Genomic DNA, 12,074 nt, shown 5'->3' with positions numbered 1-12,074 from the left:
TCGACCGGAGCCCGTACCTGGCATGGAAGGCAGGTTTCCGCGAGTGCGCGATGCTCGCCCGCGGCAGCGAGTACGGCATGAACGATCAGGACACGGGCACCCGGATCGACACCTGGACGGCCAGCAGCAACGGCGGGTTCGCCGCGCACGCGGCGGCAGGCATCCGTGACGGGATCTCCTTCGTTCGCGAGGCCGCCCCCGCCCCGGCCCGGTCCGAGTTGCTCAACGACCCCCACTGGCTGCCCGAGCACTACGCCCGCCAGCAGCCGACCGAGGCGGTGGCGCCGTGACCGGCCGTCCGCTGGTACTGATCGAGCCGTACGCCCACCGCGACGGCGGGCACCACCAGCGCACCCTGCTGGCGCTAAGCGGATGCGGTGAAGTTCGCCGCTGATCCCTCGCCGTTCGGCCTGGCCGAGGGCTTGGACGCCGAGAAGGATCAGCACTTCACTTCGCCGTAATCGCTTAGCCGCCGCCCGCCCCGGCAGCCTCATCATCACCCCGCACGGTCTGGCCAAGACCCCGAGCCCTTCGTCCGGGCAAGAACCGTCAGTGCCGCTCGTACACGTGTCCTGGGCAGCACGGTCAACGAGTACCCGTGCGCCGCCTGAGGCGCAGCGATGAATATCCGAGCCCCACAGGGTCGGTGGGTTCAGACGGCGAACTCGGTGAGATCGATGGTGTGAACGCGCAGCGGGAAGCCGTACGCCGGGTGCGTCGTTTCGCGTTCAGGCACCATGCCGAGCTTGCGTACGACGTTCTGGGACGCGTCGTTACCCACCCGGTCGATGCTGATGACGCGGTCGAGACCGCGATCCTGGAGAGCGAACTCCAGCGTGGCGTGGGCGGCTTCCGACGCGTATCCCTGGCCCCAGAACTGTCGCCCGAGCCGCCAGCTGATCTCCACAGCGGGCAGCACCTCCGGCAGGAAAGTGGGAACGGAGAGACCCGCGAAACCGGCCAGTTCGCCTGAGGCCAGTAGCTCGACGGCGAAGAGGCCGAACCCTTCGTCGTCCCACTCCTCCTCCCAGCGCTCGATGTCCGCCGCCGTATGGTCCAGGTCGCGGACCGAGCCATCGCCGATCCAGCGCATGACCTGCGGGTCCGCGTTGATGTCCGCCATGGGGGCGATGTCGTCGTCATGCCAGCGGCGGAGAAGGAGGCGGGCGGTGCGGATTTCGTTCATGGCATCCATCCTGTCGAAGACAGGGCCGCGGCGGTAATCGGACCCCGCCCACGCTGCCCGCAGGGCGATGGCGCCGTTCTGCGGGGAATCTCCTCGTGCGCGGAACCGACTGCACCCCGGCGGTAGTCGACGCATCCGGCCGCGGGGAATCTCCTCGTGCGCGCGGAACCGACCGACAGATCGCGTAGCGGATCCGCGTCCTGGGACGGGGAATCTCCTCGTGCGCGGAACCGACCCCTCCGCGACCCGCGTGAATCCGGGGGCTTTGCCATTTCGTTATCAAGGTCCAGGAAGCCACCCGTCTGATGCGTGGCGCTCGGAAGGGAGCGTCATGCCAGCGCGTTTACGCCGCTGCCTCGGGACGGGCGCGTACGCGTATCCCGGACCGTTGCGTTGGACGTACACTCGCCGTATGGGTTGCACACGTGCTGTGAGGGTGAGGGAGTGCCGGCAGGCGCCTCGCACGCTGTGCTCGACCGCCCTCTACGTCGAGGTGCCGCAGGCCAGCTGCCGGGCCTTGCACGGCCACGGCTAGCGATTTCCGACGTCCCCTGTCCGGCCGGGCCGCCTGACCGTGGATTTCTTTCGCCGCGGTCCGCTCCCCGTGTGTACCCCGTGATACTCCACCTGTCGGGCTGAGTGGTGGCCTCCGGCCCGATCCGGTAGTCGCCAAGCCCGTTTCTTTCCGCCCCCCGGCTTCGGCGCGCCGTCGGCCCCGCCGTCTGCCCTGCGACGGCCGGCGGGCCGGACGAGCCGCGTCATCGATAAGGATTCCTGTGAAGCTGAGCGAGCTGCTGGCCGGGCACGACCACGAGATTCTTCAGGGCGACCCCCATACGGAGATCACTGCGGGAGCGTGCTTCGACGCCCACCGGGTCTCGCCGGGGTCGCTGTTCATCGCGGTGCCCGGCCATGGTGAGGGCGGTCCCGAGGCGGTTGGGCCTGCCCTCGCGCGCGGAGCGGTGGCGGTATTCGTCGACGGGACAGCGCCGGATCTCCCGGCGCCGGTCCGGGCTGCGACCGCGGGGGTGTGTGTCGTCCGGGTGCCGGACACGCGGACGGCGGCCGCGGTCGTCACCTCCCGCTACTACGGCGATCCGGGGCGGCGGATGGACATGGTGGCCATCACCGGCACCAACGGGAAGACGTCGGTGTCGTACATGGTCGAGTCCGTCCTGCGGATCGCCGAGGGTGCCAAGGTGGGCGTCATCGGAACGTCCGGCAACCGGATCGGCGACGAGCTGATCCCCATGCCGAGGTCGGTGTTGACCACACCGGAATCGCCGGACTTCCAGTACCTGCTGGGGTGCATGCGCGACCGCGGGGTCGGGAGCGTGGTTCTGGAAGCCACGTCGATGGGTTTGCTGACACACCGAGTGGACCACTCGTTCATCGATGTCGGGGTCTTCACCAACCTGACGCAGGACCACCTCGACGACCACGGAACGATGGAGAACTACCGGGACGCGAAGCTGCGCCTGTTCCAGGGCCTGTGCCGACGCGCGGTTGTCAACGTCGACGATCCGGTGGGTGCCGGGATCCCGGTGATGATGCCCGGCGCGGTGACCACATACGCCCTCGACGCCGAGGCGGACTACCGGGCCACCGACCTCACCATGGACGCCTTCGGTACGCGGTTCACTCTCCACCACGACGGTCACAAGTATCCGGCCGCGATCCCGGTTCCCGGCCGATTCTCGGTGGCGAACGCTCTGGCGGCCGTGGCCGCCTGCCACATCCTGGGGCACGACCTGGAGGGACTGGTCACCGCACTCGACCGGATGCCTCCGATCTCGGGTCGGCTCGAACGATTCGAAACCCCGCGCGGCACGTCCGTGATCGTGGACTACGCCCACTCCCCGGACTCCTTGGAGCAAGTCCTCACCACCATCCGGGCCTTCGCCTCCGGCCGGGTCATCACCGTCTTCGGCTGTGGCGGGGACCGTGACGTCACCAAGCGTGCGCGGATGGGGAAGATCGCCGGGACCCACTCCGACCTGTGCGTCCTCACCTCGGACAACCCTCGCAACGAAGACCCCGAAACGATTTTGGACCAGATCACGCCAGGTCTCGCGGCGACCGGGACGGCGTTCGAACGGCTGACCGACCGCCGTCGGGCGATTGCCTACGCCCTGTCCGCCGCCCACCGGAACGACATCGTCCTGATCGCCGGAAAGGGCAGCGAGCCGTACCAGATCGTCGGTGAGCAGCTGCTCCCGTTCAGCGACATGGCGACAGTGCGCGAACTCTGCGGGGTTCGATAAATCATCCGCGCAGCTCAAGCCGCTCGCTGGTACTCGTGGAGGGTTCCGCCGAGTCGGTCTCGTCCGCGGACTTCCAGGTGGGCCGAACGTCGTCCGGCCCACCGTGATCCCGCGTCCGGCCTCCGGCGAGCGCACCATCTGGACCCCGGCCCAGGCAATCCGCTTCCCGCGCCACTGCCGCACGAACGATCCAGACTTCGCTGACCTGATCGAGTTCCTCATCGGCACCGGCCTGCGCAAGGGCGAAGCCCACCGTGCGCGCAAGGGCGAAGCCCACCGTGCGGCCCGCGCCGTGCAGGTACCCGGCGTCGCGCCCGGTGCCGCGGCCGATGTCGAGGGCCCGCGGGCCGGCGCCGTACCGCCGCAGGACGTCCTCGGCCCAGCGTCCGGCGATCCGCTCGGGGTCGGCGAACCTGGCCTCGTACAGTTCGGGGCTGTCGGTGAGCAGATTGCCCCGCGTCCTCTCTCGCTTTCGTTCGTGTCTCATCTCGTGCCGCTCTCTCTCATGCCGCCGCGGGGACGGCCGCGCGCGGGGCGGGCAGTGTTCCGGTGCGGTGCGGCCAGGCGACGCCGCCGGCCGAGGCGAGGCCGAAGGCCAGGCAGCAGGCCCAGGGCAGCCAGGCGGGATATCCAGCTGCCCGCATCCGTGCAGCTCAGAGCCCTATTGATCGCGCCCCCACCAGGTACCTTCTGAGCACCTGCTCCATCGGTGCGGTGCGCACTGCTTGCGCGCCTGCGCTTCGCCCATGACGGTCTGGGTTTCCATGGACTCCAGATTCCGCCGAATCCGAACAGTCTCAGAAGAAGTAGACAGTGAAGGCATCGAGGCCCTCAGAGAGCCAGCGTAAAATCTCGTGACCTTACGTTTCCGGATTGCTCCAAAAGCATTTTTACAGGTCCGAATCCCACCGGGACGCTCCAGAACAAAGTACTGACTCGCCCGGGTAGGGGCTCGCTGCCCGTGCGCCGCAAGGTGTTCGACGAGGTGCTGGGCGACCGGCCCCACGATCTCGACCCCACGCGGAGTCGGCCAGCCACCGCCAACCGCCCCTACGACCGCAAGGCGCCCTACCCCGGCGCCACCCCGCTCTCCATCCGCGTCACCGGCCGGCAGGGGTCGTGTACACCGTTAGCCGGGCGCCCAGTAGGCGGCCGCTTGAGGTGTCACTGTCCCGGCCAACGCCATGATCACGACACCACCCCGCCACGGCCGCGCAGGACGGCCAGGGCAAAATACGCGCCCGCGAGCTGGACGCGGGCCAAGCAGAAAGCCGTGGGGACGCCGGGCAGAGGGGAGGCGCGAAACCTCCTCGCCTGGTTGGGGAGAAGGGCGGTTCGGCCTATGCGGAGACCGTATCGCCCGTATCGCCCGTACGCTTCGTGGTGTCACGGCGTCACGTGCCGGGCGCCAAACCACTGGAGGCAACACCACGTGCTGATTGCTCAGCGTCCGTCCCTGACCGAAGAGGTCGTCGACGAGTTCCGCTCCCGGTTCGTCATCGAGCCGCTGGAGCCGGGCTTCGGCCACACCCTCGCCAACTCCCTGCGTCGTACGCTCCTGTCCTCGATCCCGGGTGCGGCGGTCACGTCCATCCGCGTCGATGGTGTCCTGCACGAGTTCACCACCGTGCCGGGCGTCAAGGAGGACGTCACCGACCTGATCCTCAACATCAAGCAGCTCGTCGTGAGCAGCGAGCAGGACGAGCCCGTCGTGATGTACCTGCGCAAGCAGGGCCCGGGTCTGGTCACTGCCGCCGACATCGCGCCCCCGGCCGGTGTCGAGGTACACAACCCCGACCTCGTCCTCGCCACGCTCAACGGCGAGGGCAAGCTGGAGATGGAGCTGACCGTCGAGCACGGTCGCGGTTACGTCTCCGCCGTGCAGAACAAGCAGGTGGGCCAGGAGATCGGCCGGGTTCCGGTCGACTCCATCTACTCGCCGGTTCTGAAGGTCACCTACAAGGTCGAGGCGACCCGTGTCGAGCAGCGCACCGACTTCGACAAGCTGATCGTCGACGTCGAGACCAAGCAGGCCATGCGTCCCCGTGACGCCATGGCCTCCGCCGGTAAGACGCTGGTCGAGCTGTTCGGTCTCGCCCGTGAGCTCAACATCGACGCCGAAGGCATCGACATGGGCCCGTCCCCCACGGACGCCGCCCTCGCCGCCGAACTCGTACTGCCGATCGAGGAGCTCGACCTCACCGTCCGCTCGTACAACTGCCTCAAGCGCGAGGGCGTCCACTCCGTGGGTGAACTGGTCGCCCGCTCCGAAGCCGACCTGCTCGACATCCGCAACTTCGGTGCGAAGTCCATCGACGAGGTCAAGGAAAAGCTCGCCGGCATGGGCATGGGCCTCAAGGACAGCCCGCCCGGATTCGACCCGACCGCCGCTGCCGACGCCCTCGGCGCGAACAACGACGCGGACGCGGGTTTCGTGGAGACCGAGCAATACTGAATGCTGCGCGGCGCAGGTTATAGAGAAACCTCGCGTACGGCGGTGCACGTACGCCCCGCTGCTCGGCCAGCCGGCGGTAGCAGGCTGCCGGCCGGTCTGACGCAAGGCGCCCCCGGCCAGCACACGGGGGCGTACGTCAGGCGCCTGGCCACAGAGGAACTGCGTCCGTGATGCCTACTGACAGCGCCTACAACCTCGCAGCGGCCCGAACCTCCCGCCTTGTGCGGTCAGGCGGGCCGCCAGTGAGGGGCCCGGCCAAGGCCGTCCTGAGGGACCGTACGGTCACCGGCTGGCCGGCGCCCTGGCGCCGCAGGCCGCCGCTGATCGGGCGAGCAGCACCTGACGCGCGGAGCCCGCGACGGCCACCCGCCGCACGACGGGGCCGGGGTGCCTATCGGCGAGGTCACCTACGTCCTGGCGACGCGGGGTCTTGAAGCCAAGACCATGGACCCCGACGGCGCCGGATGGCGCCTGCGAGTCGTGCCGACCCTGGGCCATCTGCGGATTCCCACCGTCAGCAACGGCGTCATCGACCGGGCCTTGTACGGATGGATCGCCGACGGCCACGGCCGCTCCAGCGTCAAGAACACCATCGCCCCACTCGCCCGGGTCATGCAGCAGGCCGTCCGCGACGGCATCATCGATATCAACCCCGCCAAGGTCACCGGCTGGCAGAAGACCTACAAGCAGGCCGAGGACGAACTGGACGACCCTCGTTCGCTCGCGCTACCCGCCTGGGAGGCACTGGAGACCCTCGCCGACGCTCTCGTGACCCGGTCCGCCGACCAGTTCCCCGGATGGGGCAACCTCATCCGCTTCGCCGCAGGCACCGCAGCCCGGATCGGCGAGGTCTCCGGCGTCCGGGCCGGCGACACCGACCGGCGCGCCTGGACCTGGGACGTATGCCGCCAGACCATACCCGGGCCCGGCGGGCTGATCGACAAAGGCACCAAGGGCAAACGCCGCCGCACCGTCCCCCTCACGCCCGAGATCAGGGACCTGGTTGGCCGCACGCCTCGACGCGGTCGGCCACGACCCCGCAGCGCGGCAACTCTCCGCTACGATCCGTATCGCACGATAGCGACCGCTTCGCGTGTCCCCACGGTTCGTATCGCGCTCTGATGCGCCTAACGTCGCCATGAGCCACTTACCGATAGCCGTTAAATAGGCCGTACAAGGCTCTGTGAGCACAAGCGTCCCGGGGAAGGCCAAGGCATCGGCCAATGCGTCTGAGAGCGCGAGTTCCCGTGCCGATGGCGCCGTGCACGCACCCGCCTGTCCGTACGTCCACGCCACTCGACGCCAGCACGGTATCGTACGTCGGGCAATCCCCCGCACCGGAGGTCATCGTGAGTGCGCAGCCAGACGGCCCGTATGGACCACTGATCCCCATGCCCGACCTCACGCCGGATGCCCTGCGTGCGGCTGTTGCTCGTATCGCTCCCAGCAGGATCCCCGCGCTCACTCAGCACCTGTTCGAAGCAACGACAAACGCACAGGAGACACAGAGCCTCGCCCCCCTGCGCGCTTTCGTCCACTCATGGGCTGTGTTCATCGCCATCGAGCGGCATCCGGCACGTGCCGCCCGCCTCCGTGAACTCGAACAGATTGTGGATATGGCCGAACAGGACCCAACGGCTGCCATCGACGAAATTCAGCAGATCCGCAAGGCGGCGGAGGCCGAGGCCGGGCTGTGACCGACTGGACGTGGGAACACAACCCGAGCGAGGAGCACGTCGCCGGCGGACTTGGGCCGGGCGTCGTGGCAGAGGTCGAGCGGCTGGCAACCGAATCGCCGCGCTTGGGGTCGACGCGGCAAAGGTAGGTCGCCCCTTCGACAGGGAAGGCGGACTCCGAGAATTCGACATTCTCGGCGGACGCGGCTTCATCAACTTCCTCGCAGTAGCACGCCACCACCGCATCTACGTCTGCAACGTCCCCAGAAACCGCCGTGAACGGGCGTGTGCTGCCTACGCCTCGGCGCGCTTCAGCGCATGGTCGAGTACCACCAGCAGTGCGTCGAGCACCGAGCCCCGGTCGCGGGCGTCAAAGACGAACAGCGGGACGTGGTCGCTGACGTCCAGCGCCCAGCGCACCTCATCGAGCCCGTGGGCGACCTCGCCGTCGAAGGCATTGATCGCCACCGCGAACGGGATGTCCTTGTCCTCGAAGTAGTCGACCGCGGCGAAGCAGTCGTCGAGGCGGCGGGTGTCGACGATCACCAACCCGCCCAACGCGCCATCCACCAGGTAGTCCCACATGAAGCCGAAACGTTCCTGGCCAGGCGTCCCGAACAGGTACAGCTTCAGTGTCGGGTCGAGGGTGATGCAGCCGAAGTCCATGGCGACCGTGGTGGTGGTCTTGTGGGGGGTGTGGCTGAGGTCGTCCACGCCCGCCGCCACCTCAGTGACCGACGCCTCGGTGGTGAGCGGTTCGATCTCCGAGATCGACGCCACCGTCGTGGTCTTGCCGACGCCGAACCCACCCGCGATCACCATCTTCACGGGAAGGGGCGGCCGGTCGGTCTCGCCCGGGACGCACGGTGGGTCAGTCCCGTTGGCTGTCAAGGTGTATCCCTTCGGATTCGGCGACGGCACGAAGACCATCGATCACCTTTCGCAGAACGGAGGCGTCACGGAAGGCATCGGCACTGGGCACGTACACGGCGAGGAGCGCGTCGGCGCGCAGGTCGGCCGCGAGCACACGGACGACGTTCAGATGCAGGCGCAGCTTCGCGGCGACCTCGGCCAGCGACTGCGGCTGCCGGCACGCGGCGACGATGTCGCGGTGTTCGAAGGCCAGGGTGTCGAGGGTGGACAGGCCCAACGAGGTAGCCACGACCTGGGTCTCGATGGGGAGCGGCGCTTCTGCGTCGCTGCCCGCCACCCTCCCCGCGGTCAGCAGGAACGGCCGGATCGCCGAGGGGCGGCCGGCGGATCCCGAACCGCCGGAGCCCGGGTGGTGCTGACCACCCTCGGACGCCATTCCAGTTCTTTCCTTTCTCCATGTTGTGCCGGACCGATCACCCGGTGGCCGCGGAACCGACACTGTTCTTGAGCTCGAGGACCAGCTCGGGGCTGAGGGCCGCGCCCACGCGGTTGGCGAACAGGGTCATCTCGTAGGCGACGCTCCCCAGCTTCGCCTCGTTCGAGGTGACCACGCCGAGCACGGATCCGCTGCCGATCGCGGAGACGAGGAGATGACCTCCTTCCAGATCTATGATCACCTTGTTGAGTGCGCCGAGGCCGTAGTTGCCCGAGGCGCCGACGGCCAGGCTCGTGATCCCCGAGACGATCGCCGCAAGACGCTCGGAGTCCGCGTGGTCGCGCAGCCGCGAGACGGCTATCAGCAGACCGTCGGAGGAGACGGCAATGGCATCCACCACGCCTGCGGTCTCCGTCGCGAATCGGTTGAGCAGCCAAGTGAAGTCCTCTGCGGCGGCACGCAGGTCAACGGGCTCCACTGGGTTGAATTCAGTCCCACCTGTCGACGTGGTCACTGCCCCACTCCTTCCGGGGGTTCTGGTGTTGCCGGCGTCTGAGTCGGCTGTTGTCCCGGCTGTGCGCTCTCGCGCTCGGCCCGTTCCACCGCCTCCTCGAACTCTTCGATGGAGGAGCGGACCGCCTCGGCGTCGAGGGGCTGCCGTGACGTCGGAGTCGGTTGGCGTGCCGTCGAGGCGTTCGTGAGCGTCGCTCCGCGCACGCGGCGCCGCAGCGGCGGCGTGGTCGGTGCCGGGGTGCGCGCCTCGTCATCCGGGTGCTCCCGGGCCTCGGCGGTGGCCCTTTCGGCGGTGTTCCCGGACCCGGTTTCGGGGGCCGGTCCGGCCGCGTGCGCGGTCCGCGGGATGCGTCGCGGAAGCGGTGCCGGACCCTTCCCGGTGCTGTCCTGCGGTGCGGTGCCTGCGGGGGTCCACCGCGATGGCCGGGGATGCTGCCGCGGAACGGCGGATGTCTCGGCAGGCCCGGTGAGCGCTGGGGACTTGGCGGGTCCCGCGGGCCGGCTCCGGGTGGAGAGGGCCGACGAGGGGGAGTCGTCCTCGCCCGCGACCGTCGCGGGAACGCGGCTGGGCGGCACGAGCAGCGTCGAGGAGATGAAGACCCTGCTGGTGACCCCGCCGCCCAGGGTCGGGGTCAACGTGGCCTCGATGCCCCAGCGCCGGGCGATCCGGCCGACCACGAAGAGCCCGAGGACCTTGGTGGGGGCAAGGTCGAGCCGCTCGCGGCGCACCAGCCGCTCGTTCTCCTCCTTCAGGCGCTCCGCGCTCATGCCGAGGCCATGGTCGACGACCTCGACCACCGCCCCCTCGGCCTGGGAGCGCACCCGCACCTCGACACGGCTCTCGGCAGGGGAGAACGCCACCGCGTTCTCCATGAGCTCGGCGAGCATCAGGGTCAGATCGCCGACGATGTCGGGGGCGACGGTGACCTCGTCCAACACGCGCAGGTGGATCCGCTGGTACTCCTCGATCTCGCCGAGCGCGGCCCGTACGACGTTGGTCAGCGCCGTCGGCCGGGCCTCAAGAGCGGTCTCCGCCACCCCCGCGAGCAGCATCAGACTGTCGGCATTGCGCTGCAGGCGTACCGCCAGGTGGTCGATCTGGTAGAGCTGGTCGAGCAGCGCCGGGTCGGTCTCCTCACGCTCGACCGCATCGATCAGCGCCAGCTGGCGGGCGGTCAGGTTGTCGACGCGCCGCCCGACGTTGCCGAACATCTCCGCCACGTTGCGCCTGCTGAGCACCTGGCGCTGCAACAGGGCCGCGGCTGTCTCCTGCACCTCGTTGAACGCCTCCGCCAGCGTGCCGATCTCGTCGCGTACCGGCACCGGGACCGCCTTCAGCCTGAGCCGGGTGTCGTCCTCGGCCTCGTCGTCCGCCACCCGCGCGAGCTCCTGCCCCGTCGCCCTGGCCACCTGCTGGGCCGCGGCGGTCAGCATCCGTACGGGCCGTACGACGGAGCGCCGGACCAGGAGGGAGAGCAGCAGCCAGAAAGCGAAGATCAGCACCACGCCGGCGAGCAGCCACCCCACTCGCCACCAGGCATCGGAGGAGGCCCGGTCGCTGTCGTCCGCGATCTGGTGGATAAGTGACCGGGTGACCTCCAGCCGGGTGGACGCCTGCTTCTCGTACGTCGGATACGCCGCGATGGCCTTGTCAACGGCCGCCCGCACCTCGTCGAGGTCCTCGGCCTCCAGGGAGGAGGGATCGAACTGGAGGGACGCGAACTCCGACCGGATGGCGTTCTGGTGCGCGTTGCGCTCGATCCGGGTCAGCTGGCTGCTCTGTGCCGCCGAGGCGATCCGGGTGAAGCGCTGGGCGTGGTGGTTGTAGAGCTGGAGACTGCCCACCGCTCCGGTGAATTCCGTAAGCGCGCTGGAGTCGCCGGTCTGGGCGGAGAAGACGCCCGTCTCGAACGTGGCGTGCGCGGCGTCCGCGCGCAGCAGGGTGTCGAGCACGTTCTCGGGCGACGACACCACACCGCCCGCGGATCCGCCGAGGCCGAGCCCGTCGATGAGGTTGGAGACCACGGGGCCATAGGCCGGATCGATGCTCTCGGCCGGGAGGTAGGCGCCTTCGACTGTCTTGCGCAGCCCGGTCAGCCCGGCGACGCCCCGCAGCGCCCTGGCCTCCGCCGCGGGAAGGCGGGATCCGAACGCGGAGCGAACCTCGGCGACCTGGCGGTCGACGGCGCGCTGGGCCCGGCGGTAGTCCCGGGGCGACGGCGCGGGCCGACCGGGCTGGGCGGCCTGGTAGCGCACCGAGAGCAGAATCGCCTGCTGATGCTCCCTCTGCAGGTCGTCGACGAGGGAGGCGACCTGTTCGCTGCTGCGGACGAGGGCCGCGGTGCGCGCCGCTGACTGGGCCTGTGCGACCTGGCCCGCGACGACGTAGACGAGGATGGCGGCGACGACCGCAACGGGGATGATCACCAGCACATTGAGCTTGCGCTGGAACGGCCAGCGGTCGAGGAGAACATCGGCCCTTCGTGGAACCCGGGCTCCCCGACGTGCCTGTTCCGCTGCTTCCACCTTGTGCGGGGACACCGAGCCTCCGGAACGATTTCGTACGGGCAAGCTGCTCTGTTGCCCCTGCTTCGTCTGTACCGCTTGTCCGAACAGGCGGAGACTACAGCCTTTTGGCCCATGGGGTTCAAGCGTCGTGCATGGAGAACTG

The 12,074-nt window shown here is 69.0% G+C and carries 10 protein-coding genes and 2 pseudogenes; 5 read left to right on the top strand and 7 right to left on the bottom strand.

The genetic code is table 11. From position 1 onward, the window contains the following. Positions 1–290 (top strand): annotated as a pseudogene (locus tag ABZU99_RS19665) (hypothetical protein); the annotation flags it as partial. Between the two features lie 362 nt (positions 291–652). On the opposite strand, the gene ABZU99_RS19660 reads toward ABZU99_RS19665, so the two are convergent. Continuing rightward, on the bottom strand, positions 653–1,186 hold the full coding sequence (locus tag ABZU99_RS19660; protein ID WP_355944114.1) for a GNAT family N-acetyltransferase: 534 nt from the start codon (positions 1,184–1,186) through the stop codon (positions 653–655). A gap of 776 nt (positions 1,187–1,962) precedes the next feature. Here ABZU99_RS19660 and ABZU99_RS19655 point away from each other — a divergent pair. Then, entirely contained in the window at positions 1,963–3,450 is a 1,488-nt protein-coding gene (locus ABZU99_RS19655) for a UDP-N-acetylmuramoyl-L-alanyl-D-glutamate--2,6-diaminopimelate ligase (protein ID WP_355944112.1), read from the top strand. A gap of 274 nt (positions 3,451–3,724) precedes the next feature. Here the strand turns inward: ABZU99_RS19655 and ABZU99_RS19650 are convergent. Both ABZU99_RS19650 and ABZU99_RS19645 read right to left on the bottom strand, forming a co-directional pair. After that, positions 3,725–3,937 (bottom strand): annotated as a pseudogene (locus ABZU99_RS19650) (SAM-dependent methyltransferase); the annotation flags it as partial. Between the two features lie 16 nt (positions 3,938–3,953). Then, a complete protein-coding gene (locus ABZU99_RS19645; protein WP_356050184.1) occupies positions 3,954–4,094 on the bottom strand; it encodes a hypothetical protein in 141 nt (46 codons plus the stop codon). Between the two features lie 788 nt (positions 4,095–4,882). Between ABZU99_RS19645 and ABZU99_RS19640 the strand changes: the two genes are divergently transcribed. The 3 genes from ABZU99_RS19640 to ABZU99_RS19630 all read left to right on the top strand — a co-directional run bounded on the left by ABZU99_RS19640 (position 4,883) and on the right by ABZU99_RS19630 (position 7,602). Further along, the gene (locus ABZU99_RS19640; RefSeq protein WP_355944111.1) at positions 4,883–5,905 is read left to right on the top strand and encodes a DNA-directed RNA polymerase subunit alpha; all 1,023 of its coding nucleotides are present in this window, start codon (positions 4,883–4,885) and stop codon (positions 5,903–5,905) included. A gap of 387 nt (positions 5,906–6,292) precedes the next feature. Next, positions 6,293–7,027, top strand: coding sequence for an integrase (locus ABZU99_RS19635; protein WP_356050175.1), 735 nt, complete (start codon positions 6,293–6,295; stop codon positions 7,025–7,027). Positions 7,028–7,296: 269 nt separating this feature from the next. Beyond that, a complete protein-coding gene (locus ABZU99_RS19630; protein ID WP_355944107.1) occupies positions 7,297–7,602 on the top strand; it encodes a hypothetical protein in 306 nt (101 codons plus the stop codon). Between the two features lie 273 nt (positions 7,603–7,875). On the opposite strand, the gene ABZU99_RS19625 is transcribed toward ABZU99_RS19630, so the two are convergent. Genes ABZU99_RS19625 through ABZU99_RS19610 form a run of 4 tightly spaced genes read right to left on the bottom strand, consistent with a single transcriptional unit; the run spans position 7,876 to position 11,944 of the window. Continuing rightward, complete coding sequence (locus tag ABZU99_RS19625) at positions 7,876–8,403, bottom strand: ATP/GTP-binding protein (RefSeq protein ID WP_355944405.1); 528 nt, start codon at positions 8,401–8,403, stop codon at positions 7,876–7,878. A 49-nt stretch (positions 8,404–8,452) separates the two neighbouring features. Next, positions 8,453–8,890: a DUF742 domain-containing protein gene (locus ABZU99_RS19620; RefSeq protein WP_355944105.1), complete on the bottom strand. Its 438-nt coding sequence runs from the start codon at positions 8,888–8,890 to the stop codon at positions 8,453–8,455. 37 nt (positions 8,891–8,927) lie between these two features. Beyond that, positions 8,928–9,368: a roadblock/LC7 domain-containing protein gene (locus tag ABZU99_RS19615; protein ID WP_356227905.1), complete on the bottom strand. Its 441-nt coding sequence runs from the start codon at positions 9,366–9,368 to the stop codon at positions 8,928–8,930. A gap of 32 nt (positions 9,369–9,400) precedes the next feature. Then, complete coding sequence (locus tag ABZU99_RS19610) at positions 9,401–11,944, bottom strand: ATP-binding protein (protein WP_356050176.1); 2,544 nt, start codon at positions 11,942–11,944, stop codon at positions 9,401–9,403. Between the last annotated feature and the right edge of the window lie 130 nt (positions 11,945–12,074).

Source organism: Streptomyces sp. NPDC005266 (assembly GCF_040607655.1).
Lineage (GTDB): Bacteria > Actinomycetota > Actinomycetes > Streptomycetales > Streptomycetaceae > Streptomyces.
This window is presented reverse-complemented; position numbering and strand designations above follow the sequence as displayed.